This window comes from Streptomyces sp. NPDC043726 (assembly GCF_056436565.1).
Window position 1 is genome coordinate 40,071 of sequence record NZ_JBWKCI010000016.1, and the last position, 25,481, is coordinate 65,551.

28 protein-coding genes and 1 riboswitch are annotated in these 25,481 nt (G+C 72.2%); of the genes, 14 read left to right on the plus strand and 14 right to left on the minus strand.

What is annotated here, in order from left to right:
* The first annotated feature begins 42 nt into the window (after positions 1 to 42).
* Both AC068Z_RS35830 and AC068Z_RS35835 read left to right on the plus strand, forming a co-directional pair.
* Complete coding sequence (locus AC068Z_RS35830) at positions 43 to 1,635, plus strand: septum formation family protein (RefSeq protein WP_478565583.1); 1,593 nt, start codon at positions 43 to 45, stop codon at positions 1,633 to 1,635.
* Between the two features lie 13 nt (positions 1,636 to 1,648).
* A complete protein-coding gene (locus AC068Z_RS35835; protein ID WP_186282554.1) occupies positions 1,649 to 1,819 on the plus strand; it encodes a hypothetical protein in 171 nt (56 codons plus the stop codon).
* A gap of 3 nt (positions 1,820 to 1,822) precedes the next feature.
* Here AC068Z_RS35835 and AC068Z_RS35840 read toward each other — a convergent pair whose 3' ends face one another.
* The 4 genes from AC068Z_RS35840 to AC068Z_RS35855 all read right to left on the minus strand — a co-directional run bounded on the left by AC068Z_RS35840 (position 1,823) and on the right by AC068Z_RS35855 (position 6,045).
* A complete protein-coding gene (locus tag AC068Z_RS35840) occupies positions 1,823 to 3,028 on the minus strand; it encodes a sensor histidine kinase (protein ID WP_478565587.1) in 1,206 nt (401 codons plus the stop codon).
* 145 nt (positions 3,029 to 3,173) lie between these two features.
* Positions 3,174 to 4,883 (minus strand): sodium/solute symporter, encoded by a 1,710-nt coding sequence (locus AC068Z_RS35845; RefSeq protein WP_478565589.1) that lies wholly within the window; start codon positions 4,881 to 4,883, stop codon positions 3,174 to 3,176.
* 6 nt (positions 4,884 to 4,889) lie between these two features.
* Positions 4,890 to 5,294, minus strand: a complete 405-nt coding sequence (locus AC068Z_RS35850; RefSeq protein WP_478565592.1) for a hypothetical protein — start codon at positions 5,292 to 5,294, stop codon at positions 4,890 to 4,892.
* Between the two features lies 1 nt (position 5,295).
* Positions 5,296 to 6,045 (minus strand): LytR/AlgR family response regulator transcription factor, encoded by a 750-nt coding sequence (locus AC068Z_RS35855; RefSeq protein WP_478565595.1) that lies wholly within the window; start codon positions 6,043 to 6,045, stop codon positions 5,296 to 5,298.
* Positions 6,046 to 6,122: 77 nt separating this feature from the next.
* On the opposite strand from AC068Z_RS35855, the gene AC068Z_RS35860 reads away from it, so the two are divergent.
* The 6 genes from AC068Z_RS35860 (at position 6,123) to AC068Z_RS35885 (ending at position 13,482) form a co-directional block, all read left to right on the plus strand.
* A complete protein-coding gene (locus tag AC068Z_RS35860) occupies positions 6,123 to 6,626 on the plus strand; it encodes an Lrp/AsnC family transcriptional regulator (protein WP_478565598.1) in 504 nt (167 codons plus the stop codon).
* 136 nt (positions 6,627 to 6,762) lie between these two features.
* On the plus strand, positions 6,763 to 7,560 hold the full coding sequence (gene ddaH / locus AC068Z_RS35865; RefSeq protein ID WP_478565945.1) for a dimethylargininase: 798 nt from the start codon (positions 6,763 to 6,765) through the stop codon (positions 7,558 to 7,560).
* On the plus strand, positions 7,557 to 8,774 hold the full coding sequence (gene rocD, locus AC068Z_RS35870) for an ornithine--oxo-acid transaminase (protein ID WP_478565601.1): 1,218 nt from the start codon (positions 7,557 to 7,559) through the stop codon (positions 8,772 to 8,774). Before ddaH ends, rocD begins: the two co-directional genes overlap by 4 nt.
* 151 nt (positions 8,775 to 8,925) lie before the next feature.
* On the plus strand, positions 8,926 to 11,373 hold the full coding sequence (locus tag AC068Z_RS35875; protein ID WP_478565604.1) for a SpoIIE family protein phosphatase: 2,448 nt from the start codon (positions 8,926 to 8,928) through the stop codon (positions 11,371 to 11,373).
* Positions 11,374 to 11,442: 69 nt separating this feature from the next.
* The gene (locus tag AC068Z_RS35880; RefSeq protein WP_478565607.1) at positions 11,443 to 12,672 is read left to right on the plus strand and encodes a PP2C family protein-serine/threonine phosphatase; all 1,230 of its coding nucleotides are present in this window, start codon (positions 11,443 to 11,445) and stop codon (positions 12,670 to 12,672) included.
* A gap of 84 nt (positions 12,673 to 12,756) precedes the next feature.
* The gene (locus AC068Z_RS35885) at positions 12,757 to 13,482 is read left to right on the plus strand and encodes a lysophospholipid acyltransferase family protein (RefSeq protein ID WP_478565610.1); all 726 of its coding nucleotides are present in this window, start codon (positions 12,757 to 12,759) and stop codon (positions 13,480 to 13,482) included.
* A 4-nt stretch (positions 13,483 to 13,486) separates the two neighbouring features.
* Here the strand turns inward: AC068Z_RS35885 and AC068Z_RS35890 are convergent, their stop codons facing one another.
* The 7 genes from AC068Z_RS35890 to AC068Z_RS35920 all read right to left on the minus strand — a co-directional run bounded on the left by AC068Z_RS35890 (position 13,487) and on the right by AC068Z_RS35920 (position 18,723).
* Positions 13,487 to 14,257: an urease accessory protein UreD gene (locus AC068Z_RS35890; RefSeq protein WP_478565948.1), complete on the minus strand. Its 771-nt coding sequence runs from the start codon at positions 14,255 to 14,257 to the stop codon at positions 13,487 to 13,489.
* Positions 14,245 to 14,922, minus strand: coding sequence for an urease accessory protein UreG (ureG, locus tag AC068Z_RS35895; RefSeq protein WP_478565613.1), 678 nt, complete (start codon positions 14,920 to 14,922; stop codon positions 14,245 to 14,247). Before ureG ends, AC068Z_RS35890 begins: the two co-directional genes overlap by 13 nt.
* Before the next feature lie 24 nt (positions 14,923 to 14,946).
* Positions 14,947 to 15,621, minus strand: coding sequence for an urease accessory protein UreF (locus tag AC068Z_RS35900; protein ID WP_478565616.1), 675 nt, complete (start codon positions 15,619 to 15,621; stop codon positions 14,947 to 14,949).
* On the minus strand, positions 15,621 to 17,342 hold the full coding sequence (locus tag AC068Z_RS35905) for an urease subunit alpha (RefSeq protein ID WP_478565619.1): 1,722 nt from the start codon (positions 17,340 to 17,342) through the stop codon (positions 15,621 to 15,623). The genes AC068Z_RS35900 and AC068Z_RS35905 overlap by 1 nt, the downstream gene beginning before the upstream one ends.
* Positions 17,335 to 17,646, minus strand: a complete 312-nt coding sequence (locus tag AC068Z_RS35910) for an urease subunit beta (protein ID WP_478565622.1) — start codon at positions 17,644 to 17,646, stop codon at positions 17,335 to 17,337. Before AC068Z_RS35910 ends, AC068Z_RS35905 begins: the two co-directional genes overlap by 8 nt.
* 14 nt (positions 17,647 to 17,660) lie before the next feature.
* Entirely contained in the window at positions 17,661 to 17,963 is a 303-nt protein-coding gene (locus tag AC068Z_RS35915) for an urease subunit gamma (RefSeq protein WP_451729649.1), read from the minus strand.
* A gap of 130 nt (positions 17,964 to 18,093) precedes the next feature.
* Positions 18,094 to 18,723 (minus strand): TetR/AcrR family transcriptional regulator, encoded by a 630-nt coding sequence (locus tag AC068Z_RS35920; RefSeq protein ID WP_478565626.1) that lies wholly within the window; start codon positions 18,721 to 18,723, stop codon positions 18,094 to 18,096.
* Between the two features lie 136 nt (positions 18,724 to 18,859).
* Between AC068Z_RS35920 and AC068Z_RS35925 the strand changes: the two genes are divergently transcribed.
* Positions 18,860 to 19,843 carry an ABC transporter permease gene (locus AC068Z_RS35925; protein ID WP_478565629.1) on the plus strand — a complete coding sequence of 328 codons (984 nt, stop codon included), beginning with the start codon at positions 18,860 to 18,862 and terminating at the stop codon, positions 19,841 to 19,843.
* 63 nt (positions 19,844 to 19,906) lie between these two features.
* Here the strand turns inward: AC068Z_RS35925 and AC068Z_RS35930 are convergent, their stop codons facing one another.
* Positions 19,907 to 20,194 (minus strand): type II toxin-antitoxin system Phd/YefM family antitoxin, encoded by a 288-nt coding sequence (locus AC068Z_RS35930; protein ID WP_478565632.1) that lies wholly within the window; start codon positions 20,192 to 20,194, stop codon positions 19,907 to 19,909.
* A 72-nt stretch (positions 20,195 to 20,266) separates the two neighbouring features.
* Here AC068Z_RS35930 and AC068Z_RS35935 point away from each other — a divergent pair, with 72 nt between their 5' ends.
* From AC068Z_RS35935 to AC068Z_RS35945, 3 genes are all read left to right on the plus strand, one after another.
* A complete protein-coding gene (locus AC068Z_RS35935) occupies positions 20,267 to 20,875 on the plus strand; it encodes an ATP-dependent Clp protease proteolytic subunit (protein WP_478565635.1) in 609 nt (202 codons plus the stop codon).
* Positions 20,876 to 20,882: 7 nt separating this feature from the next.
* Positions 20,883 to 21,191, plus strand: a complete 309-nt coding sequence (locus tag AC068Z_RS35940) for a hypothetical protein (protein ID WP_478565638.1) — start codon at positions 20,883 to 20,885, stop codon at positions 21,189 to 21,191.
* Between the two features lie 416 nt (positions 21,192 to 21,607).
* Positions 21,608 to 21,734: riboswitch (cyclic di-AMP (ydaO/yuaA leader) on the plus strand.
* A gap of 3 nt (positions 21,735 to 21,737) precedes the next feature.
* Complete coding sequence (locus tag AC068Z_RS35945) at positions 21,738 to 22,211, plus strand: C40 family peptidase (RefSeq protein WP_478565641.1); 474 nt, start codon at positions 21,738 to 21,740, stop codon at positions 22,209 to 22,211.
* Positions 22,212 to 22,394: 183 nt separating this feature from the next.
* On the opposite strand, the gene AC068Z_RS35950 is transcribed toward AC068Z_RS35945, so the two are convergent.
* Positions 22,395 to 22,853 carry an ATP-binding protein gene (locus AC068Z_RS35950; RefSeq protein ID WP_478565644.1) on the minus strand — a complete coding sequence of 153 codons (459 nt, stop codon included), beginning with the start codon at positions 22,851 to 22,853 and terminating at the stop codon, positions 22,395 to 22,397.
* Positions 22,854 to 23,065: 212 nt separating this feature from the next.
* Here AC068Z_RS35950 and AC068Z_RS35955 point away from each other — a divergent pair, with 212 nt between their 5' ends.
* Both AC068Z_RS35955 and AC068Z_RS35960 read left to right on the plus strand, forming a co-directional pair.
* The gene (locus AC068Z_RS35955) at positions 23,066 to 23,932 is read left to right on the plus strand and encodes a helix-turn-helix domain-containing protein (RefSeq protein WP_478565647.1); all 867 of its coding nucleotides are present in this window, start codon (positions 23,066 to 23,068) and stop codon (positions 23,930 to 23,932) included.
* Positions 23,933 to 23,941: 9 nt separating this feature from the next.
* Positions 23,942 to 24,169, plus strand: a complete 228-nt coding sequence (locus tag AC068Z_RS35960; protein ID WP_478565650.1) for a DUF397 domain-containing protein — start codon at positions 23,942 to 23,944, stop codon at positions 24,167 to 24,169.
* 57 nt (positions 24,170 to 24,226) lie between these two features.
* Here AC068Z_RS35960 and AC068Z_RS35965 read toward each other — a convergent pair whose 3' ends face one another.
* Positions 24,227 to 25,354 carry an 8-amino-7-oxononanoate synthase gene (locus AC068Z_RS35965; protein ID WP_478565653.1) on the minus strand — a complete coding sequence of 376 codons (1,128 nt, stop codon included), beginning with the start codon at positions 25,352 to 25,354 and terminating at the stop codon, positions 24,227 to 24,229.
* Positions 25,355 to 25,481 lie beyond the last annotated feature (127 nt).

The following is a 25,481-nucleotide window of genomic DNA, read 5'->3' on the forward strand; positions in this document are numbered from 1 at the left end:
GTAGCATGAAGCGCGTCGGGGGGACCGCCGGGGGGAGCGGTGATGCCTTCAGGGTCGTCGACGTCGGGCGTGGGCCGGATCATCGCCGGGCGCTATCTGCTGCTGCACCGGCTGGGCGGCAGCGGTTCGGGGCGGGTCTGGCTCGCCCATGACCAGAGACTCGTGCGCGAGGTCGCGCTCGAGGAGGTCGAATCCGGGGGGATCCGGTCCGGGGAGATCGGGTCCGGGGAGACCCGGCACGCGCCCGAGCCCCGCGACCATCCGCATGTCGTCACCGTGCTCGACGTACTGGAGCACGACGGGCTGCCCTGGATCGCCATGGAGTACGTGGCGGGCGCGCTGACCCTGCGTGAGCTGGTCGAGCGCCGCGGCCCGCTCGCCCCCGCGGAGTGCGCCCGCGTCGGGCTCGCCGTCCTGGACGCGCTGAGCGCCGGACACCGGCGGGAGGTGCAACCGGCGAACATCCTGCTCGCCCCGGACCGCACGGGTGCCCCTTACGGCAGAGTGCTGCTCTCCGGGTACGGCGGCCCGCCCCCGGACACCGGTCTGTTCTCGCTGGGGCGCACCCTCTACTACGGCGTCGAAGGGCGGGACCCCTTCGCCGGGGACGCCGAGGAGCCGTGGCCCGCTGTACGCGCCGGTGCGCTGGGGCCCGTCGTCCATGCGCTGCTCGCCCGGGATCCGGCGCTCCGGCCGTCCGCGGCCGAGGTGGAGGCGGCGCTGGCGCGGATCGTGGTGCCGCAGGCCGAGGAGTACTCCAGGACGGACACCGACCCGGGCTCCCAGCCGCAGTGGGCGATCCCGGGACCGGCCGTGTCGCGGGCACGCCCCCGGCACCGGATCCTGCGCTCCGCCCTCGCCGGGCTGCTGGGACTCGCCCTGGCCGGGGGCGGTGTCTGGTACGCCGTCGCCGGACAGGGCGACGAGGGCGGGGCCGCGCCGCCGTACGGGGAGGGCGTCGGGCTCGCGCGGGCCCTGAAGGCCGGGGACTGTGTGCTCGCCCACTGGCCGGGGGCCGTGCCGTTCCAGGGGACGCCCCGCCTGACCCTGGACCCGAGCTGCGCGGACAAGGCGCCCCACGGACAGGTGATGGCCTTCGTCACGGCAGCCTCCGCCGAGGAGGCCGTGGCCGAGGGGCCCGCGCGGTGTGAGGCGCTGACGCAGGAGCTGCGGGGGCGGCTCGCGGACGTACGGCCGTTCGCGGTGGTCCCGACCGAGGCCGGATTCGAGCCGGCCGGACGGCGGACCGCCTGCCTGGTCCTGGGCGCGCACGGGCCGGTGTACGGGCCGCTCGGCGGGCACCGCGCGCCCGGTTCGGCCTTCGCGGACCCGGCGACCATGCAGCGCCGGGACTGCCTGGACGTGCGTTTGAATCGAGAGGTCCGTCTGGTGTCCTGCACGGGCCCGTACGACGAGCAGGTGCTCGGGTTCACCCGCTCGGCGGAGGGCTGGACGCGCGCCGGGGCGGACCGGGCCTGCGCCCGTGACGTGGCTCCGCGTGACTACGGATTCGACCCTTCCGTCTATACCGCCGGGTCGTGGACCGGCCGGCGGACCGGGAAATCGGACACACATTTCGTCGTCTGCACTGTCCGGAGGCAGAACGGGGGCACCATGGAGGGGGACGAACCATGAGGAGGGTGTCGCGATGCCCGGTTCTACGGACGGCTCTACGCGGACGATGGGGGTGCTCACCGTCGGCGGCCTCGTCGTGGTGACCGCCTACACGGTGGCGCTCGGCAGCAACGGCTGGCTGTGGTTCGGCTGGGTCGTGCTCGGACTGATCACCCTCGGCATGGTGGTCACCCGCGGCTCGTGACGCTCAGGCGCCGGTCACCCGGCGCGCGGAGTGCACGCCCGGCTGGTACTTGGGCAGCCGGGCGGTGACCTTCATTCCCGCTCCCACGGCGGTCTCGATGACGAGGCCGTAGTCGTCTCCGTAGACCTGACGGAGCCGGTCGTCGACGTTGGACAGACCGATGCCGCCGGACGGGCTGACCTCGCCCGCGAGGATACGGCGCAACAGGGCGGGATCCATTCCGGCGCCGTCGTCCTCGATGACCACGAGGGCCTCGGCGCCGGCGTCCTGTGCCGTGATGCTGATGCGGCACCGGTCGGTCCGGCCCTCCAGACCGTGCTTGACGGCGTTCTCGACGAGCGGCTGGAGACAGAGGAAGGGCAGCGCGACCGGCAGCACCTCCGGGGCGATCTGGAGGGTCACGGCGAGGCGGTCGCCGAAGCGGGCCCGGACCAGGGCCAAGTAGTGGTCGATGGCGTGGAGTTCGTCGGCGAGGGTGGTGAAGTCGCCGTGCCTGCGGAACGAGTAGCGGGTGAAGTCGGCGAACTCCAGCAGCAGTTCGCGGGCGCGCTCGGGGTCGGTGCGCACGAAGCTGGCGATCACCGCGAGTGAGTTGAAGATGAAGTGCGGGGAGATCTGGGCGCGCAGGGCCTTGATCTCCGCCTCGATCAGCCGGGTGCGGGACTGGTCGAGATCGGCCAGTTCCAACTGCACGGAGACCCAGCGGGCGACTTCTCCGGCGGCCCGGACCAGGACGGCGGATTCCCGGGGCGCGCAGGCGACGAGGGCGCCGTGGACCCGGTCGTCGACGGTGAGCGGGGCGACGACCGCCCAGCGCAGGGGGCAGTCGTGGGTGTCGCAGGTCAGCGGGAAGGCCTCGCCGCGGCCGGACTCCAGCGGTCCGGAGAGCCGTTCCATGATCTCGGCGCGATGGTGTCCGCCCACACCGTCCCAGGCCAGCACCTCCTTCTGGTCGGTCAGACACAGGGCGTCCGTGCCGAGCAACGACCGCAGTCTGCGCGCCGACTTACGGGCGGTCTCCTCCGTCAGCCCGGCCCGCAGCGGAGGCGCGGCGAGGGAAGCGGTGTGCAGGGTCTCGAAGGTGGCGTGCTCGACGGGCGTACCGAGCCCGCCCTGACTCTCGGGCCGAGCGGTCCGCCGCCCGAGCCAGAACCCGGCCGCGAGCAGGGGCAGGATCGCCACACAGAGGCCGGCGATGAAACCACTCATGCCTTCACCTCCGCGAAGCGCTCCGCTCGGGCAGCCGCGAAATGCCGTCTGCCGGCTGCGGAGCCGTCGTGGCTGATCGCGCCCGCGCGGCGGAGCCGCACCGAAAGGCACAGCCTCGCGCCCCTTCCGGGCGCCCCCGAATTCCTCATGCCTTCACCTCCGCCAGTTCCTCGGGCAGATGGAAGCGGGCCAGGATCGCCGCCGTGCCCGGGGGGACGCGGCTGGGGGTCGCCAGGGACACCAGGATCATCGTGAGGAAGCCCAGGGGCACTGACCAGAGGGCGGGCCAGGCGAGTACGGCGTGCAGGGCTCCGGCGCCGGGGAATCCGGCCATGGTCGCGGCGACGGCGAGCAGGGCGGAGCCGCCGCCCACCAGCATTCCGGCGGCCGCGCCCTGCGGGGTGAGCCTGCGCCACCAGATGCCGAGCACGAGCAGCGGGCAGAAGGAGGACGCGGACACGGCGAAGGCCAGCCCCACGGCGTCGGCGACCGGCAGCCCGCCCACCAGGACGCTCGCGGCGAGCGGCACGGCCATCGCGATCAGCGTGCCGAGCCTGAAGTGCCGTACGCCCCGGGAGGGGAGGACGTCCTGGGTGAGGACGCCCGCCACGGCCATGGTCAGTCCGGAGGCGGTCGACAGGAACGCGGCGAAGGCGCCCCCGGCGACCAGCGCCCCCAGCAGGTCGCCGCCCAGTCCGCCGATCATGCGCTCGGGCAGCAGCAGGACGGCCGCGTCGGCGTCGCCGGTGAGGGTGAGTTCGGGGGCGTACAGGCGGCCCAGGGCGCCGTAGACCGGGGGCAGCAGGTAGAAGACGCCGATCAGGCCGAGCACGGCGACCGTGGTCCGGCGGGCGGCGACCCCGTGCGGGCTGGTGTAGAAGCGGACGACGACGTGCGGCAGGCCCATCGTGCCGAGGAAGGTGGCGAGGATCAGTCCGTACGTGGCGTACAGCGGGCGTTCGCCGCGGTTCTCGGCCTGGGAGGGCGAGAGGCTGCCGTCGCGGTCGCGTTCGGCGTCGGGGACGGCGGTTCCCTCGGCGAAGGTCAGCCGGGTGCCGGCGGCGATGCGGTGCGTGCCGGCGGGGAGTTCGAGCCGCCGCTCGTCGTGGACGCGGCCGTCGACGGTGCCGCTCACGGTGACGGTCAGGGGGCGCTCCAGCTTGAGCTGCAGACTGTCGTCGACGCGGACGACGCGCTGTTCGCGGAAGGCGGCGGGTTCGTCGAAGGCGTGGTGCGGGGCGCCGTCGCTCTGCCAGGCGAGGACCAGGAACAGGGCGGGCACCAGCAGGGCGGTGAGCTTCAGCCAGTACTGGAAGGCCTGCACGAAGGTGATGCTGCGCATGCCGCCCGCGGCGACGATGGCGACCACCACCACCGCCACGATCAGTCCCCCGAGTTCGTCGGGCGCCCCGGTGAGCACGGTCAGCGTCAGCCCGGCGCCCTGGAGTTGCGGCAGCAGGTACAGCCAGCCGACGCCGACGACGAAGGCTCCGGCCAGCCGCCGTACCGCCTGCGAGGCGAGGCGGGCCTCGGCGAAGTCGGGGAGCGTGTAGGCACCGGAGCGGCGCAGCGGGGCGGCGACGAAGAGGAGCAGGACCAGGTATCCGGCGGTGTAGCCGACCGGGTACCAGAGCATGTCCGGGCCCTGGACCAGCACCAGGCCCGCGATGCCGAGGAAGGAGGCGGCGGAGAGGTACTCGCCGCTGATGGCGGCCGCGTTGAGCCGGGGGCCGACGGTGCGGGAGGCGACGTAGAAGTCGGAGGTGGTGCGGGAGATGCGCAGGCCGAAGGCGCCTACGAAGACGGTCGACAGGACGACGAGGGCGACGGCGGGGACGGCGTAGTTCTCGTTCACGGCCCCTCAGCGGTCCTGGTCCTCGACGAGGCGGACGAAGTCCCGCTCGTTGCGTTCGGCGCGCCGCACGTACCAGCGGGCGAGGAGCACCAGCGGGGCGTACAGGCAGAAGCCGAGGACGGCCCATTCCAGGCGCTCGGAGTCCGGGATGGTGGCGAACAGCAGCGGGAGCGGGCAGATCAGCAGGCCGAGGACGGCCACCACGGCAAGGGCGGCGCGCAGTTGGGAGCGCATCAGGGAGCGGACGTAGGTGTGGCCGAGGGTGGTCTGTTCGTCGATCTCGGTGCGCGGGCGGTAGTAGCCGGAGGCATGGGGGTACCACCCGCGCGAGCGAAGCCGAGCGTGGGGGAGGGTGCGGCGGGGCGGTCCGGTGACGACGACCCGGCGCTCGGCGGGGTCCTGGCCCGGCACGTCAGGGCCTCCTCATCAGCAGGTCCCGCAGTTCACGCGCGTGGCGCCGGCTGACCTGGAGTTCCTCGGCGCCGACGACCACGCTCACCGTGCCCGCGTCCAGGCGGAGTTCGCCGATGTGGCGCAGGGCGACGAGATGGCGGCGGTGGATGCGGACGAAGCCGCGGGAGCGCCAGCGCTCCTCCAGGGTGGACAGCGGGATGCGGACGAGATGGCTGCCCTTGTCGGTGTGCAGGCGCGCGTAGTCGCCCTGGGCCTCGACATGGGTGATGTCCTCCACGGGCACGAACCGGGTCACACCGCCGAGTTCGACGGGTATGTGGTCGGGGTCGGGCTCGTGCACGGGTATGCGGGGGCCGGTGTCGATCAGCTCGGCGGCCCGGCGGACGGCCTCGGCGAGGCGCTCCTTGCGGACCGGCTTGAGGACGTAGTCGACGGCCTTGAGGTCGAAGGCCTGGACGGCGAAGTCCTCGTGGGCGGTGACGAACACGACCAGCGGCGGCTTGGCGAACCCGGTGAGCAGCCGGGCCAGGTCGAGTCCGTCGAGTCCGGGCATGTTGATGTCGAGGAAGACGACGTCGATGGCCTCGGGTCCGGCGGGCCCCGACTCCAGCGCGCGGTTGATCCGGCGCAGCGCCTCGGTGGCGTCCCCCGCGCCCTCCGCGCTGCCGACGCGGGGATCGGCGTTCAGGAGGTACAGCAGTTCCTCCAGTGAGGGGCGTTCGTCGTCGACAGCCAGGGCGCGCAGCATGAACGTGGAGTGTAGGAGCAATTCGTACGCCTGCACACGGGCCGAGTGCGGACGTTCCCGCTGGATAGGGTGCCGCCATGAACAGCAGGCCCAGCCCGTTCGACGAGCTCGACCGGAAGATCATCACCGCCCTGATGGCGAACGCCAGGACGAGTTTCGCCGAGATCGGCGCGGCCGTGGGACTGTCCTCGACGGCGGTCAAGCGACGGGTGGACCGGCTGCGCGAGTCCGGTGTGATCACCGGGTTCACGGCCACCGTGAAGCCGTCGGCGCTGGGCTGGCGCACGGAGGCGTACGTCGAGGTGTACTGCGAGGGCGCGGCTCCGCCGCGGCGGCTCGCCGAGGTGGTCCGCAACCATCCGGAGATCACCGCGGCGATGACCGTGACGGGCGGCGCGGACGCGCTGCTGCACGTGCGGGCGCGGGATGTGGAGCACTTCGAGGAGGTGCTGGAGCGGATCCGCGTCGAGCCGTTCATCCGGAAGACGATCAGCGTGATGGTGCTGTCCCATCTCCTCCCGGAAAGTCCGGAGGCCGGCGCCAGCCAGGTAGCGCCGGACGGCGCAGCAGACCTGCACTGAAGGGTGCGAGAACGCAGCATTCCTGCGTGAACACGCAGCCGTTGTTCCTTGTCGGGCTTCTCGGTCACTTCCTACCTTGGTGTCAACCCGTCCACACCGCAGGAAGCGGAGGAACCCCTCTGTGTCCGTGAACCGTGTGCAGCGCCGGCGGCGCTTCCTCGTCTGCGAACCCAGACATTTCGCCGTGCAGTACGCGATCAACCCCTGGATGCATCCCGACACCCAGGTCGACGTCGATCTGGCCCAGGAGCAGTGGCGGTCGCTGATCGACGCCTACCGCTCCCACGGCCACACGGTCGAGACCGTGGAGCCGGTCCCGGGTCTGCCCGACATGGTCTTCGCCGCCAACTGCGCGGTCGTGCTGGAGGGCCGGGTCTTCGGCTCGCTCTTCCACGCTCCCGAGCGGCGGCCCGAGTCCACCCACTACGACACCTGGTTCAAGGCGTCCGGATTCGACGTCTACCGCCCCGAGTCGGTGTGCGAGGGCGAGGGCGACCTGGTCCCGACGGGGCGGTACGTCCTGGCCGGCACCGGTTTCCGCACGACCCGCGAGGCCCATCGCGAGGTGCAGGAGTTCTTCGGCGTCCCGGTGATCGGCCTGACGCTGGTGGACCCGTACTTCTACCACCTCGACACCGCGCTGTTCGTGCTCGACGAGGACACGGTCTGCTACTACCCGGAGGCCTTCTCGCCGGGCAGCCGCGAGGTGCTGCGGCGCCTGTACCCGGACGCCGTACTGGCGACCCGCGAGGACGCGATGGCCTTCGGGCTGAACTCCGTCTCCGACGGACTGCACGTCTTCATCGCGCCGGGCGCGACCGCCCTCGCCGACCGGCTGGCCGAGCGCGGCTACGTCCCCGTCCCCGTCGACCTGTCCGAGCTGCTCAAGGCCGGCGGCGGCATCAAGTGCTGCACCCAGGAGATCCGCTCATGACCGCACCCGCCCGTACCCGTTCGTCCGCCGACCTGATCCGCGCCGAGGAGCCCGTCCTCGCGCACAACTACCACCCGCTGCCGGTCGTCGTCGCGCGCGCCGAGGGCACCTGGGTGGAGGACGTCGAGGGCCGCCGCTACCTGGACATGCTGGCCGGCTACTCGGCGCTCAACTTCGGCCACCGCCACCCCGGCCTGATCGAGGCGGCCCACCGCCAGCTGGACCGGCTCACCCTCACCTCGCGCGCCTTCCACAACGACAAGCTGGCCGAGTTCGCCGAGCGGCTCGCCGCGCTGACCGGCCTGGACATGGTGCTGCCCATGAACACCGGCGCCGAGGCCGTCGAGAGCGCCGTGAAGGTGGCCCGCAAATGGGCGTACGAGGTCAAGGGCGTCCCCGCCGACCGGGCCACGATCGTGGTCGCGGCGGACAACTTCCACGGCCGTACGACGACCATCGTCAGCTTCTCCACCGACGAGACCGCCCGCGGCGGCTTCGGGCCCTTCACCCCGGGCTTCCGGATCGTGCCGTACAACGACCTGGCCGCGCTGGAGGAGGCCGTCGACGACACCACGGCCGCGGTGCTCATCGAGCCGATCCAGGGCGAGGCCGGCGTGGTCGTCCCGGACGACGGCTACCTGCCCGGGGTGCGGGAGCTGACCCGGCGCGAGGGCTGCCTGTTCATCGCGGACGAGATCCAGTCGGGCCTCGGCCGCACCGGCCGTACCCTCGCCGTCGAGCACGAGTCGGTCGTCCCCGACATGCTGCTGCTCGGCAAGGCGCTGGGCGGCGGCATCGTGCCGGTCTCCGCGGTGGTGGCCCGGCGCGACGTGCTCGGGGTCCTCGGGCCCGGCGAGCACGGCTCGACCTTCGGCGGCAACCCGCTGGCCGCGGCGGTCGGCACGGCGGTGGTGGAGCTGCTGGAGACGGGTGAGTTCCAGCGCCGGGCGACCGAGCTGGGCGTGGGCCTGCGGGACGGGCTGACCGAGCTGGTCGGCAAGGGCGTCGTCGGCTTCCGCGCGCGCGGCCTGTGGGCGGGCGTGGACATCGACCCGGCGGTCGGCACCGGGCGCGAGATCAGTGAGCGGCTGATGCGGGAGGGTGTGCTGGTCAAGGACACCCACGGCTCCACGATCCGGCTCGCCCCGCCGCTGACGATCACCGCGGAGGAGCTGGCCGGGGCGCTCGCCTCGCTGGAGAAGGTGCTCGCCTGAGGGGCCGGCGGTAAGCGGACCGTAAGAAGGACACGCCCACGGTCCGGTGGCCGTCCCGTCTCACCGCTGCGAGGGTGAACACTGGGGTCAGAGGTGGTAGACCACTGACGTAGACCACTCTCAGCGACTCCCAGCGACGGAGAGGTCGGCCGTGGGCAGAGACGAGGAGCACGCCGCGGAGCGGCATCGGTTCGACGTGGCCGATGCCGCTCCCGTGCTGCTCGATGCCCGGGGCGTGGTGACCTGCTGGCCCGGCCCGGCCCAGCGGCTGCTGGCCCACCCGGCGGCGGACGTGATCGGCCGGCCCGTGGCCGGAGTGCTGTCGGAGGAGGACGCGGCCCGCCTCCCCGAACTGGCCGAACGCTGTCGCCGGGACGGCGGATGGGCGGGACTGCTGACCGCACGTCACGCGGACGGCCGACCGGTGCGGATCATGGTGCGGGTCGTCTCGGTACCGGAACCGGGCGGTCCGTCGCGCTGGCTCGCGCTGCTGTCGGCGATGGAGCAGGCGCCGGGCTGGGACATGAGCCGGCCGGTGCTGGAGCAGATGGTGGCCCGCTCGCCCGTCGGCATAGCGATCGTGGACACCGACCTCAGGTTCGTGTGGTCCAACGCCGCGCTGGAGCAGTTCGGCGGCGGACCGCCGTACCAGCGGCTGGGGCGGCGACTCGCGGACATACAGCCCGGCCTCGACGCGGCGGGCGTCGAGACGCAGATGCGGCGGGTGCTGGAGACCGGTGAACCGGTTGTCGGCTACGAGCATCTGGGCCATGTGCGCTCCGCGCCGCACCGGGAGACGGCGCACATGATGTCGTTCACCCGGCTCGACGACGAGCAGGGCGCGGCGATGGGCGTCTACTACACGGTCGTCGACGTCAGCGAGCGGCACCGCGCCCGGCAGCGGCTCGCCCTGCTGGACCGGGCGGGCCGGCACATCGGGCGCACCCTGGACGTGGTGCACACCGCCCAGGAGCTGGCGGACGTCGCCGTGCCGAGCTTCGCCGACCTGGTCTGGGTGGACCTGCTGGACTCGGTGCTGCGCGGCGGGGAGCCCGCGCCCGGCCCGCTGAGCGACACCGAGCCGGTGCCGCTGCGCCGGGCCGGGCACCGTTCCGCGCACGAGGACGAGACCGTCGGCATCGGCGCGGCGGTCACCTACCTCGCCGGGTCGCCGCCGGTCCAGTGCCTGGCCAGCGGGCGCTCCTGGCGCGCAGAGCAACGCGATCCGCTCGCCCAGGACTGGGCGACGGAGGTGCTCGGCCGGGAGGCCACGCTCAGGGACCTCGGGCTGCACAGCGTGCTGATCGTGCCGGTGCGCGCGCGGGGCGTCACCCTGGGCATCACCACGTTCGTCCGGCGCAGCCGCAAGGAACCCTTCGACGAGGACGACCTGCGGCTCGCCGAGGACCTGGTCTCACGGGCCGCGGTCTGTGTGGACAACGCCCGCCGCTACACCCGCGAGCGCGACGCCGCCCTGGTCCTGCAGCGCAGTCTGCTCCCCCACCGGCTGAGCGACCAGGACGCCGTGGAGGTCGCCGCCTGCTACCGGCCCGCCGACGAGCTGACCGGCCTCGGCGGCGACTGGTACGACGTGGTGCCGCTGTCCGGGGCGCGGGTGGCGCTGGTCGTGGGCGAGGTGCCGGGGCACGGCATCGGCGCCGCCGCGGAGATGGGCCGGCTGCGTACGGCCGTCCGGACGCTCGCGGCGCTGGATCTGCGGCCCGAGGAGGTGCTGGCGCACCTCGACGACCTGGTCGGGCGGTCGACCCGGGACGAGGACGCGGCGCCGGGCTCGGAGGGTTCCGACAGCATGCGGGCGACGGGGTCGGGCTGCGTGTACGCGGTGTACGACCCGGTCGACGGCCGGTGCACGTTGGCCGCCGCGGGCCATCCCTCCCCCGCCTTGGTGGGGCCCGACGGTGCGGTCGGCTTCGTCGACCTGCCGCAGGGGCCGCCGCTCGGCGTGGGGGGTCCGCCCTTCGAGTCGGTCGAGCTGGAACTGGCCGAGGGCAGCGTCCTCGCCCTGTACACCGACGGTCTGCTGGCCCGCGCGGACGACCGGGCGACCGACGCGGACCGGGACCGGCTGCGGCCCGCCCTGGAACGTCCCGCGTCCTCGCTGGCGCTGCACTCCCGGGCCGTGGTCGACGCGCTGGTCCCGGTCCGGCCGCAGGACGACGTGGTCCTGCTGATGGCCCGCACCCGGCTGCTCGGCGCCGACCAGGTGGCGGTCTGGGAGCTGCCGAGCGACCCCGCCGTGGTGGCCGACGCCCGTAAGAGCGCCACCCGCCAGCTGACCGAATGGGGCCTGGAGCCACTGGCGTTCACCACCGAACTGGTCGTCAGCGAGCTGGTCACCAACGCCATCCGGCACGCCGCCGGGCCCATCCGGCTGCGGCTGATCAAGGAGCGGACGCTGATCTGCGAGGTCATGGACAGCGGTGCCTCCGCCCCGCATCTGCGTCATCCCCGCGCCACCGACGAGGGCGGCCGCGGGCTGCTGCTGGTCTCCCAGTTCACCCAGCGCTGGGGCACCCGCTTCGCCGCCGAGGGAAAGATCATCTGGGCCGAGCAGTCGCTCACCGAGCCGAGGGAGTGATCCACGAGTCCGGCGCATATGCCGTACGACATGCAAAACTGGGGTGATCCCGGTGGTGAGGCGGGAGTGATGAACGAGACGGCGATCGACTACGCGGCGGTCTTCCAGGGCCTGCCCGGCATGGTGGCCCTGCTGACGCCCGACCTGGTCTTCGCGGACGTCAACGAGGACTTCCTCGCCCGGGCCGGCCGCCGACGCGAGGACGTGGTCGGGCGCTACCTCTTCGACGTCTTCCCCGACAACCCCAACAACCCCGCCGCGACCGGCATGCGCAACCTGGCCGCCTCGCTCAAGCGGGTGGTCGAAACCGGCGAGCGGGACACGATGGCCCTGCAGCGCTACGACGTGGAGTCCGCGGAACGGCCGGGGCAGTGGGACGAGCGCTACTGGAGCCCGGTCAACACCCCCGTCCTCGGACCCGACGGCAAGGTCGTGCTGCTGGTGCACCGGGTCGAGGAGGTCACCGAGCTGATCAAGGCCCGCGGCGGCCCCACCGACAGCTCGGCCCGGGTGCTGGAGGCGGAGCTGTACACCCGGGCCCGCGAGCTCCAGGAGCTCAACGACCGGCTGCGCCAGGCCCACGCCCGCGAACGCGAGGTCGCGCTGGCCCTCCAGGAGGCGATGCTCCCCGCCCGCCGCCAGCTCCGCCACCAGGCCGTCGCCGTGCGCTACCGGCCCGCCGTCGGCGCGCTGAACGTGTGCGGGGACTGGTACGACATGGTCGACCTGGTGGGCGGCAACCGCATCGGCGTCTCCGTCGGGGACGTGGTCGGGCACGGGCTCGCCGCCGCCTGCGCGATGGGCCAGCTGCGCAGCGCGCTCAGCGCCGCGTCACGCGTCGCGACGGGGCCCGCCCAGGCGCTCGACGTGCTGGGCCGGTACGCGCATGTCGTCGCCGGCGCGGAATCGGCCACCGCGGTCGTGACGTTCGTCGACTTCGAGCGCCGGACCATCGCCTACAGCAGCGCCGGGCACCCGCCGCCCGCGCTGCTGCATCCCAGCGGCCGCGTGGAGTTCCTCGACGGGGCCACCGATCCCCCGCTCGACGCCCGCCCCGACCCGATCCCACGACCGCAGGCGGAGACCACGTTCACCCAGGGCTCCACACTCGTGCTGTACACCGACGGCCTGGTCGAACGCAGACGCGAGGACATCTACGCCGGCCTCGCCCGGCTCGCCGACTCCCTCGTCCACCACCGCCACGACGGCCCCGAGGCCCTCGCGGACGCCGTCCTCCTGGACCTGCTGCCGCCCAGCGGCGCCACCGACGACACGGCCCTGGTCGTCGTACGGCTCTGACGCCCTATTACCTCCGGCCGTGCCCGCGCCTACACTGGCACCCCCACAACACGCCTTTTGACCTGCAAGTAGAGGAGCTACTCCTTGTTCTACTACCTGCTCAAGTACGTGTTGCTGGGCCCCTTGCTGAGACTGGTCTTCCGCCCCCGCACCGAGGGACTCGAACACGTCCCGTCCTCCGGAGCGGCCATCGTCGCGGGCAACCACCTCTCCTTCTCCGACCATTTCCTGATGCCCGCGATCCTCAAGCGGCGCATCACCTTCCTCGCCAAGGCCGAGTACTTCACGGGCCCCGGCCTCAAGGGCCGTCTGACGGCGTTCTTCTTCCGCAGTGCCGGCCAGATCCCGGTCGACCGCTCCGGCAAGGAGGCCGGCCAGGCCGCGATCCGCGAGGGCCTCGGGGTGCTGGGCAAGGACGAGTTGCTGGGCATCTACCCGGAGGGCACCCGCTCCCACGACGGCCGTCTGTACAAGGGCAAGGTCGGGGTCGCGGTGATGGCGCTCAAGGCCGGGGTGCCGGTGATTCCCTGCGCGATGATCGGCACCTTCGAGGCGCAGCCGCCCGGCAAGGTCATCCCCAGCATCCACCCGGTGGTGATCCGCTTCGGCAAGCCCCTCGACTTCTCCCGCTACGCCGGGATGGAGAACGAGAAGGCGGTCCTGCGCGCCATCACCGACGAGATCATGTACGCCATCCTGTCCCTCTCCGAGCAGGAGTACGTCGACGAGTACGCGGCCGTCGTCAAGGCGCAGCAGGCCGAGGCGGGCGAGCACAGGCAGCGCAGGTTCCCGAGGATGCCGCTGGGCTGAGTCCTCAGGGGCCCAGGGTTCGCAGCGCTTCGTCCAACTGCCGCCGCAGCAGGCGCGCGTCCGGCGCGACGGCGGTGACGAGCGCGGCGGGCCCGGGCAGCGGAACGAGCGCGGTGGTCTCGCCGAGACAGCGGGCGGCGACCGGTCTCCCTGCGAACTCGGTTCGTACGACGACCAGTTGGCCGATCGCGCGATGCCCCGCGAGTCCCGCGGGCCCGTCCCAGCCGCCCGGCGCGCCGGGCCCGCAGGACAGCTCCTGATCGAGCACGACCCGCCCGGCGACACGCAGGGTGAGCCGGCTGGTGAGCCGTCCCGGCTCCTCCCCCACGCGCCCGAGCACCTGCTCCTCGCGCAGCACGAGCCGGGCGGTGGCGCCGAGGTCGACGCGTGTGGTGACGTGCAGGTCGCTGCCCCCGGCGGAGATCAACTGCTCGGGCAGCCAGTGCAGTTCGCCGCCGTCGGCGACGGTGAGCCGTACGTCGTAGCGGGCCTCCCCCTTGGCCTGGCCCGGCAGGGCGATGGTCGCCGCGGCGGACCCGACGTGCAGCCGGGCGCCGTCCGCCACATCGGCCTCCACGGCGAACCGGTCACCGCCGAGGGGTCCGCTCATCGCGCCGACGAGCATCACCCGGGCCTCGGATCCGGTGGCGCGGGTGCGCCGCAGCGCGAGCGGCCCGTCGCCCTCCAGCACGGGCAGCGCCGTACCGCCCCTGCCGTCCCCGCGTGCGCCGATCCGGGCGGTGGCGGTGACGCCGGCCGCGATCACGCCGACCACGCGGCGAGCCGTGCGCGCACCCACTCGGCGACCTCGCGGACGCCGTTCTCGCCGCGCAACGACTGGAAGACGACGGGCAGTTCGCCGCGCTGGGCCTTCGCGTCGGCGGCCATCCGGGCGAGGTCGGAGCCGACGTACGGGGCGAGGTCGGTCTTGTTGACCACCAGCAGGTCGGCCGTGGTGACACCGGGCCCGCCCTTGCGCGGGATGTCGTCACCGCCGGCCACGTCGATCACGAAGATCTGCGCGTCCACGAGGCCCTTGGAGAAGGTGGCGGTGAGGTTGTCCCCGCCCGACTCCACCAGGATCAGCCGCAACGGCCCGACCTCGTCCTCCAGGTCCTCGACGGCCTCGAGGTTGGCGGAGATGTCGTCCCGGATCGCGGTGTGCGGACAGGCCCCCGTCTCGACGGCGGTGATCCGCTCGGGCGGCAGCACGGCCTCGCGCACCAGGAACTCGGCGTCCTCGCGCGTGTAGATGTCGTTGGTGACGACGGCGAGCGACAGCTCGTCGCGCAGGGCACGGCAGAGGGCGGCCACGGTCGCGGTCTTCCCCGATCCGACGGGACCGCCGAGCCCGATCCGAAGAGCACGGCGCGAGCCGTCGGGGCGCCGGGCGTCGGCGCTCACGGCGGGGGTTGCGGGATGGGAGTGGTCAAGATGCACATCGGCTCCAGGGGTTCTCTCAGATCAGGAAGCGAACAGCCGTACAGCCCAGGCGGCGTGCACCTCCGCCCCGATCTCCAGCAGGGGTGAGCTCGCGGCGGGCAGTGCGTCGACCCCCTCGGCCACGACCGCTCGGGCCGCCTCCACCGCCTGGTCCGCGACGAGGTCCAGTTCGGGGGTCAGCCGGGCCAGTACGGCGGTGGCGGCGAAGGGGTCGAGGCTCAGCAGGCGTACGGTCGCGGACGCGGGCCCGCTGACGCTCTCGTACACCGCGCAGTGCGCCGCGTCCACGGGACCGAGTCCGGCGGCCCGCGCCGCGAGCCCCAACACCACGGCCTGATGTGCCCCCTTGGGGAACTCCCTCGCCAGGGCGTCGAGTTCGGCCGAAGGCCAGGTCGCCCTGGCCGCGCGCGTCAGCTGCCGGCCCAGCTTCCGCGCGGTGGCGCGCAGGGCGGGCGAGGGCGTCCGGGCGTCCAGGGCCGAGTCCAACGCGAGGGGATCGGCGCCGAGCACGGCCGCCGCGGCAGCCGCCGCTGCGACCCGTCCCGCCGTGTGCAACCGCCCACGGCAGAACTCCTCCAGGCTCGCCGCCCCGGTCACGCGGCCCGCTTTGACGGCCGCCTCCGCCCCGCCGGAGTGCGCGTGCCCCCCGGCGGGAAAGCGGCCGTCGGCCAGGACGAGTAGTGCTGCCCTGGACATCAGAAGAGGAAGTAGCGCTGGGCCATGGGCAGTTCGGCGGCCGGAGCGGCCTCGACCAGCTCCCCGTCGATGTGCACGGCGAAGCTGTCGGGATCGACCCGGACGTCGGGCCGGGCGTCGTTCTCCCGCATGTCGGCCTTGGTGACCCGGCGCGTCGACTCGATCCCCACGAACCGCTTCCCGAGCTGCAGCCGCTCCGGCAGCCCGTCCTCGATCGCCAGGGGAGCGACGAAGTTCACGGAGTTCGTGGCGGGCGCCCGTCCGATCGCGCCGAACATCGGCCGCGGAAGGACCGGCTGGGGCGTGGGGATCGAGGCGTTGGCGTCGCCCATCTGCGCGTACGCGATCTGCCCTCCCTTGAGGACGAGTTGCGGCTTGACGCCGAAGAACGCGGGCTCCCACAGCACCAGGTCGGCGAGCTTCCCGCTCTCCACGGATCCGACCTGCCCCGCGATGCCCTGCGCGAGCGCCGGGTTGATCGTGTACTTGGCGACGTACCGCCGCACCCGGTGGTTGTCCGCGCGACCGTCCCCCGGCAGTGCCCCGCGCCGCCGCTTCATCACGTGCGCGGTCTGCCAGGTCCGCAGCACGACCTCGCCGACGCGCCCCATGGCCTGGGAGTCGGAGGAGATGATCGAGATGGCTCCGAGGTCGTGGAGTATGTCCTCGGCGCCGATCGTGGAGGGCCGGATCCGGGACTCCGCGAAGGCCAGGTCCTCCGGCACCGCCGGGTTGAGGTGGTGGCAGACCATCAGCATGTCGAGGTGTTCCTCGGCGGTGTTGACGGTGAAGGGCCGCGTCGGGTTGGTGGAGCTCGGCAGCACGTACGACTCCGAGACCACGGTCATGATGTCCGGCGCGTGCCCGCCGCCCGCACCCTCGGTGTGGTACGCGTGAATGCCCCGGCCACCGATGGCGGCGAGCGTGTCCCCGACGAACCCGGCCTCGTTCAGCGTGTCCGTGTGGATGGCGACCTGGATGCCGGTGCGGTCGGCGACCGTCAGCGAGGCGTCGATGACAGCGGGGGTGGAACCCCAGTCCTCGTGCAGCTTCAGTCCCATCGCGCCGCCGCGGATCTGCGACAGCATCGCCTCGTGCGAGACGGTGTTGCCCTTGCCGAGGAAGCCGATGTTGAGCGGGTACCGCTCCATCGCCTCCAGCATCCGCGCCAGATGCCACGGCCCCGGCGTCACGGTGGTCGCCTTGGAGCCCTCGGCCGGTCCGGTGCCGCCCCCGATGAGGGTCGTGATGCCGGCGGACAGCGCCTCGTCGGCGATCTGCGGGCAGATGAAGTGGACATGGGCGTCGATGGCGCCGGCGGTGAGGATCCGCCCGTTGCCCGCGATGACCTCGGTCTCGGGACCGATCACGAGGTCGGGGTGCACGCCGTCCATGGTGTCGGGGTTGCCGGCCTTGCCGATGCCGGTGATCCGGCCGTCCCGGATGCCGATGTCGGCCTTGACGACACCCCAGTGGTCGATGACGACCGCGCCCGTGATGACGGTGTCCGGGGTGCCCTCCGCGCGGGTGGCACGGGACTGGCCCATGGACTCGCGGATGACCTTGCCACCGCCGAACACGGCCTCGTCACCGGCGAGTCCGGGACCGCCGGAGCGGTCCTCCTCGATCTCGACCAGCAGATCGGTGTCGGCGAGCCGGATCCGGTCGCCGGTCGTCGGTCCGAACAGATCGGCGTAGGCGGCACGCGAGATCTCAGGCATCGAGGGCACCTCCGGTCTCCCCGCGCAGACCGGGCACGATCCGGGCGCCGGCGAGCGGGACGAGTTCGACGTCGACGGGGATGCCGGGCTCGAAGCGTACGGCGGTGCCGGCGGCGATGTTGAGCCGCTTGCCCCGGGCGGCGGCGCGGTCGAATTCCAGGCCGGGGTTGGCTTCGGCGAAGTGGTAGTGGGAGCCGACCTGGACGGGCCGGTCGGCGGCGTTGAGGACGGTCAGCGAGGTGACCTCGCGGCCCGCGTTGTAGACGACGGGCCCGTCAGCGAAGAGAACCTCTCCGGGAATCATGGAAGGCCTCCCCGTCAGACGATCGGCTCGTGGACGGTCACGAGCTTGGTGCCGTCGGGGAAGGTCGCCTCGACCTGCACGTCGTGGATCATCTCCGGGACGCCCTCCATCACGTCGTCCCGGGTGAGCAGCTTGCGTCCAGAAGCCATCAGCTCGGCGACCGTACGGCCGTCGCGCGCGCCTTCGAGGATGTGCGAGGTGAGGAGGGCGATCGCCTCGGGGTGGTTCAGTCTCAGCCCCCGGGCGCGGCGCTTCTCGGCGACGTCCGCCGCCACGTGGATCAGCAGCCGCTCTTGCTCGTGCGGGGTCAGTTGCACGTCCCACCTCACAGTCCTCGCCCGGACCGTGCGGGGCCCGGATTGCCGCGGCCACCGGCAAAGTCCCTGGTGGCGTGGAGGGAGGCTAGTTGGACCGGGTTTCAAGGACGTTAACCGAGCCGTGATCCGGTCAGGCTCCCGGCCGCCGCCCCGGCATGCTCATCAGGGCGCGCAGACCGTCCTGGAGGACCTCGATCGGGATGGGCCCGTGCAGGGACTGCTGCGCGATGAAGCCCTGGACGAAGGCGACCATGGTGCGGGCGACATGTTCGGCGGGGACGTCGGCGCGCATCATCCCGGCGTCCTGGTAGGCCTCCACCACCCGGCCCCAGGCCACGGTGACCACCTCGTGGACCTCGGCCATGACGGCCGCCAGTTCCGGGTCGCGCACGGTCTCGGCCCAGACCTGCATGATCAGCGGGGGGAAGGCGGCCTTCCCGTCGACGAGCAGGTCGTCCCAGATACCGAGGGCGCGGCCGAGCACCTCGCCGACCAGCTCGTCCGGGGGCGGGGGCGGGGTCTGCCGGGTGACCTCCTCGAACGCGGCGCGCACCTCGGCGAGGACGCCCTTGACGATCGCGGCGATCAGTTCGTCCTTGCTGCTGAAGTAGCGGTACACCGCGCCGGCCGAGAGGTCGACCTCCTTCAGCACGTCCTGCATGGAGGTGGCGTGGAAGCCGTTGCGGGCGAAGCAGCGGGCGGCGCCTTCGAGGATCTGACGGCGGCGTGCGTCGAGGTGTTCCTGGGATACGCGGGCCATGCCCCCGAATGTAAAACGAACGTTCCTTCTTGACAAGAGGGCTCTCCAGGAGCACGGTGGGCCTCTGGCCTAAAACGAACGATCCTTCTTTTTAAGTCCCACGCACCACTTCGCACCCGCACCACAAGGGGAAACCATGTCCACCCGCCGCCCACTGATCGCGGTCGTCGTCCTCGTACCGCTCCTCGCGACCCTCGCCCTGTGGGCCTTCGCCTGGCCCGCCGCGCGCACCGCGCCCCATGACCTGCCGCTCGGGGTGGCCGGACCCGCCGCCGCCACCGCTCAGCTGGAGCAGCGGCTGAACCGGCACGAGGGTGCGTTCGAGATCCACCGGTACGCCGACGAGGCCGCCGCCCGCGACGCCGTCGAGGACCGGTCCGTATACGGCGCGATCGTCGTCACCCCGAAGGCCACCGAGCTGCTCACCGCGTCGGCCGCCAGTCCCGTCGTGGCGCAGCTGCTCCAGGAACAGGTGGGCCGGCAGGCCGCCGCCGAGGGCGCCCGGCTCACGACCGTCGACGTGGTGCCCGGCCCCGAGAACGACCCGCGGGGCGCGACCCTGACCGCGAGCGTGCTGCCGCTCGCGCTGGCCGGCATCGCCGCGGGCGCGATCGTGACGCTGCTCGGGCTGCGCGGCACGCGGGCGGTGGCCGCGCTGCTCGGCTCCGCCGCGCTGGTGGGCCTCGCCACGACGGCGGTGGCGCACAGCTGGCTGGCGGTCCTGGAGGGCGACTGGTGGGCGGAGGCCGGGGTGTTCGCGCTGGCCACCCTGGCGGTGAGCGGCGCCGTCGCCGGGACGGCCGCGCTGATCGGGTCCGCGGGGATCGGCGTCGCCGCGGGCGTGGTGATGCTGTTCGGCAACCCCTTCTCCGGGGCGGCCTCGGCACCTCAGATGCTCCCCGAGCCGGTCGGCGCGATCGGGCAGTGGCTGCCGCCCGGCGCGGGGGTCAGCGCGCTGCGCTCGACGGCCTACTTCGACGGCGCGGCGGTGACCGGCCCCGCCCTGACCCTGACCTGGTGGGCGGCCGTGGGTCTGGGCGCGGTGGTGCTCGGCGCCCTGCTGAAGCAGCGGTCGAAGGCCAAGCCGGCGCCCGAGCGGGAACTCGCCCCGGTGTCCTAGGGCCGCGCGCCGGACGCCGCCGGCCTGGCGGCAGTCCGACGACAGGGCCCAGGAGGCGTGGACCTAGGAGGCGCCCGGCCCTCTGTGCTCGGCGGCGATGCCGAAACGCTGCCGCTCATGGGGGGCCGGGGCGACTTCGCGGACGCCGGAGACCGCGCTGACCACCTGGCCCTCGGCGAGATCCACGGGCTCCGGGAGCTGTTCGAGGCGTTCGAGATCGGCGGCGGAGACCAGGGCCACGATGGGCTTGCCGTGCCGGGTCACGACGACGCGCTCCCCGCCGTACACCACCCGGTTGATCAGGTCGGCGAGCTCAGCCCTGGCTTGCGTCACCGGAATCTCGTAGGCCATGAACCCATCATAACGGCACGTACGTCCTGTACATTTTTTACAGACGCCGCGCTGCCGCGAGGAGGGTTTCCCATGCCCGAGTTCACCGAACGCACCAGCTTGGGGATCAGGACGACGGATCCGTACTCCAAGCTGCTGGAGGAGCGGATCGTCATGCTCGGGACGCCGGTGGACGACACCGCGGCCAACGACGTGATGGCGCAGTTCGTGTACCTGGAGCACCAGTCTCCCGACCGGGACATCTCGCTGTACGTCAACTCCCCCGGCGGCCCGTTCAGCGCCATGTCCGCGATCTACGACACGATGCGGTACGTCGCCTGCGACGTGGAGACGGTCCTGCTGGGCCAGGCCGGCCCCACCGCCGCGGTCCTGCTCGCGGCGGGCACTCCGGGCAAGCGGTACGCCCTTCCCGACGGCCGCGTGGTGCTCCGTCAGCCCGCGCTGCCCGAGCCGGTGGAGGGAAGGGCGAGTGAGCTGGCCGTCCAGGCGGAGGAACTGACGCGGGTCCGGACGCTGCTGGAGGAGATGCTGGCCCGGCACACCGGGCGCGGCGTGGCGCAGGTGAGCCGGGACATCGAGCGGGAGAGGGTGCTCGACGCGCGGGAGGCGCTGGAGTACGGCCTGGTGGACCGGATCGTTCCGAGCCGCAAGGCCTCGCACACCGCGCCCGGCGCGAGGTGAGCCGCGGATGCTGCCACCGGAACTGCCGCCGCTGCCCGCCCTGACGCGCGCCGAGGGCGAGTTGATCGACCGTTACCTGGACGTCGTCGATCTGCTCGGGCGGATCAACCCCGCGCACCACGGGGACACCTACCGTGGGCTGCGCGCCGCCCAGGCGCTGGTGGTCAGGGCGGCCGAACTGCGGGACGCGCTGGCGCTCATGCACCAGCGGGGCGAGACCGAGGTGCACGCCCCCACCCTGGCGCGTGCGCTGCGCGTGCTGGACGGTGAGCGCCGCACGGCTCGGGTCACGGTTCCTCCGTGCTCGGACGGTTGACGCAGGCCGAAGCGGTCCGGACGCCCGGCCCTCACCTCGGGGCGTCCGGGCGGGAGTTGAAACGGACCAAACGAGGTACCCCCTCTTGGCGTAGTCGCGTCTCCTGTTTCGGGCCCTTCGGGGTTGCGCAACGCGCGTAGCCCGAACACCGAATCTGACGTTCCGTCGCTGGTCCGGGCATCCCCCGTCCCCTCGACGCTAGTTCGAACGGAGCAGTGTCCACCCGAACGGGTGAGTGGTGACTAACACCACAAATCCTCGGTTCCGTTGGGATTTTCGGACATCCGTGAGCCAAGATCCCTGTCTGACGACAAGCCCCCGCCACAGCGGCGGGGCGGTCCGGGCGGACGCCGAGTCCTGCCGCCGCCCGGATGACCGGTCGACAGGAGTGGATCGGCAGGAGTGGAGGACCCAGGCAAGACGGGTCGCCGGCACGGAACCTCGTGCCGAGCAGCCCTTGGGGTGAAGCCGCATCCGCGGCCGGGCAACTTCGCCAGCCCGAATCCGACAGGTCATCCTTCACAGGCGGCTGACGAAGGGTTGCGCATGACTGCGCTCAATCGTGTCCCGTCGCTGATGGCCCGGGCCGGAACGGCCTCCGCCCTCACGATCGCCGCCGTGGGCGGTTCCATCGTGGCTCCCGGCCTCTCCGCGGAAGCGGAGGCGGCCACGCCGGCGTCGAAGGCACTCCAGGTCGCGGCCTCCAAGCAAGGCTCCCCGTACAAGTGGGGTGCCGTCGGCCCGCACCGCTTCGACTGCTCCGGGCTCACGCTCTACTCGTACAAGAAGGCGGGCAAGAAGCTGCCTCGTACGGCGGCCCAGCAGTACAACAAGACGCGCCACATCTCCGCCAAGAGCCGCAAGGCCGGCGACCTCGTGTTCTTCCACTCGGGGTCGAACGTCTACCACGTCGGCATCTACGCCGGTAAGGGCAAGATCTGGCACTCCCCGAAGTCCGGGGACGTGGTGAGGCTGCAGAAGATCTGGACCAAGAGCGTCTGGTACGGCCGGGTGAGCTGACCGGCCGCCCGCGGGGCGGCGGCGTCCCTGACACGCCGCCGCCCCGACGGGTGCACTGAGGGGGGCGTCCGATGGCGGGCGCCCTTCTGCTCTCTGGTGCCCTCTTCCGCTGTCGTGTGCCCTCTTCCGCTGTCGTGTGCCCTCGAACCGCTGTCGTGTGCTCTCTTCCGCTGTCAGACGACCCTAGGGCTCCTGTTGGCCCGCCGTGGTGACCGGACGGGCCGGTACGGTCCAGGGCAGCTCGATGGAGACCGTCTTGCCGCCCTCCCGGGTGGGCCTGACTCTGAGCCGGCCCCCGCACTCGGCGGTCAGCCAGCGGATGATCACCAGCCCCCGGCCGTTGTCCTGCTGCACGGCGGCCGGCAGGCGCTTGGGGAAGCGCGGGTGGCTGTCGGTGACCCCGATGCGCAGTTGTTCGTCATGGTGCAGCTCGATGTCCACCGTGAAGGTGGGTGACTGACCGAGCGTGTGCTGTACGGCGTTGGTGGCGAGTTCGGAGACGATCAGCCGGATGGTGTCGGCCACGTCCGTCTCGGCGGGCAGCCCCCATTCCACGAGGGTGCTGACCACATAGCCGCGGGCCGCGGACACCGAGGCGGGATCGCTCGGCAGAGTGACGGATGCTTCCAGATGGTCTGCCATGGCGACGTCGTCCCTTTCCCACGGGACCGCAGTCCGACACGGAGCGGATGGTTCGAGTACGGTCCCGGACTGGTGCTTCTTCGCCAGACTGCCATTACCGCGCCGGTCACGGTGGCGATCCACCAAGATATGCATATATCTGTCGCTCAAAGCGGTGAACTCTGCTACGCGAGACCGTATTTGGGCGGCCCGGTTGGAGTAAGGAGGACCGCATGCAGCACGGTCCCGCGGTACGCCGCCGAAAACTCGGCGCCGAACTGCGTGCGTTGCGCACCGGTGCGGGCCTCACCAGTGGTGAGGCGGCGCGTCTGGTGGGCTGGCACCAGTCGAAGGTGAGCCGGATCGAGACCGGCGCCAGCGGGGTGAAACCGGCCGATGTGCGGTTACTGCTGGACGCCTATGGCGTCGCCGACTCCCAACTGCGGGAGTTACTCCTGGTGTTGGCGGGGTCCGACGACGGCGCCGGGCGCCACCACTGGTGGCACGCCTATCGCGGGGTGCTGCCGCCGACCTACCGGGACTTCATCAGCCTGGAGTCCCAGGCGAGCGCGATGCGCACGCTGGAGACCTCCGTGGTACCGGGACTCCTGCAGACGCCCGAGTACGCGCGGGCGGTGACCCGGGCCGCGGTGGGCGGCCTGGACGAGACGGACGAACGCCTCGACGCCCTGGTCGAGGTGCGGTTGGCCCGGCAGGACGTGCTGCGCGGAGAGCCGCCGCTGGAGCTGAGCGCGGTGCTGGACGAGGCGGTACTGCGCCGGGAGATCGGCGGACCGGGGGTGATGGTGCGACAGCTGTGGCGGCTGGTGGAGGCGGGACGGCTGCCTCAAGTGCGGTTGCAGGTCCTGCCGTTCACCGCCGGGGCGCACATCGGTATCACTGGCCCTTTCGTTGTCTTCTCATTTTCGCGCACTTCTGATCTGGATGTGGTTGTTCTCGACCACTTGACGAGTAGCCTCTACCTCGAACGGAAAGAAGACCTCCAGGCGTACACGGAGGCCTTCACCACCCTTCAGATCCACGCCCTTTCGCCCGAGGAATCGTTGGATTACATCGCCGGGATAGCTGACGGCGCGTAAGGAGGCACCATGTCTGCACTGCCTCGGAACGTACCTTCCAGTACCGAACTGCATGTCGTGCGCTGGCTGCGGAGCAGCTACAGCACGGGTGCGAACAACTGCGTGGAGACCGCCCGGCCGCATTCCGGTCCAGGGGCCGGGCTGCTCGCCGTACGCGACTCCAAGGACCCGGCCGGGCCCGCGCTGCTCTTCTCCCCCGAGAGCTGGGCGGACTTCACGGCCGCGTTCACGTCCTGATCCTGACCGCTTTCGATCAGTTGCGTAGCCCCGGCGGCAGGGCCGTGTCACGCCGACTCATGGTCGTGTCTCGCCGATGATCCGTACAGCGCGTTCGATCTGTCCGTCCGTGAGATCCGCACGGGCGGTCAGTCGCAGCCGTGAGATGCCGTCGGGCACGGAAGGAGGACGGAAACAGCCCACGGCCAAACCCGCCGCCCGGCAGTCGGCCGCCCAGCGCACGGCCTCCTCCGGGGAGGGCGCGCGCACCGAGACCACGGCGGCGTCCGGACGTACCGCCTGATGGCCCTCGGCCGTCAGGCGGGCGTGCAGTTCCGCCGCCACCGCGCGCGCCCGGTCCGCCCGCTCCGGCTCCCCGCGCAGCAGCCGAAGGGCCGTGAGGGCGGCACCGGCCGCCGCGGGGGCCAGGCCGGTGTCGAAGATGAAGGTGCGGGCCGCGTTGACCAGATGGTCGATGACGCGGGCCGGGCCGAGCACGGCACCGCCCTGGCTGCCCAGTGACTTGGACAGTGTCACCGTGACGACCACGTCGTCGGCGCCGGCGAGCCCCGCCGCGTGGGGGGCGCCCCGGCCGCCGACGCCGAGCACGCCCAGGCCGTGCGCGTCGTCGACGACGAGTCCCGCGCCGTGCTCCCGGCACGCCTCGGCGAGCCCGGCCAGCGGCGCGGCGTCGCCGTCGACCGAGAAGACGGTGTCGGAGACCGCGACGGCCGGTCCGTCATGCGTCTGGAGCGCCTTACGCACCGCGTCCGGCTCGGCGTGCGCGACCACCTGGGTCGTCCCGCGGGCCAGCCGGCAGCCGTCGATCAGTGAGGCGTGGTTGCCCGCGTCGGACACGATCAGCGAGCCGTGCGGCCCGAGCGCGGTGACCGCGGCGAGGTTGGCCGCGTAGCCGGAGGAGAAGACCAGGGCCGCCTCGAAGCCGCAGAAGTCCGCCAGCTCGCGCTCCAGCTCCGTATGGAGTTCCGTCGTACCGGTGACGAGCCGGGAGCCGGTCGCGCCGCCGCCCCAGGTCCGCGCGGCCCGGGCCGCGCCCTCGGTGACCTCGGGATGGTGGGCGAGGCCCAGGTAGTCGTTGCTCGCCAGGTCCAGCAGCGGCGAGTCGGCGGGGCGGGGACGCAGCGTCCGTACGAGTCCGGCACGGCGGCGCAGCTCCGCCTGCTCGTCGATCCAGCGGAACGCCATGGGTCCTCCGGGGATTTTGTAGGCAGCGCACAGACACTACTGGGACGACCAGGCACCCAGGGTGTGGCAATACCCACACGTCGAAGCGCCCGAGTTGTACGAACTCTCCTTGGCCAGGAACCACTCC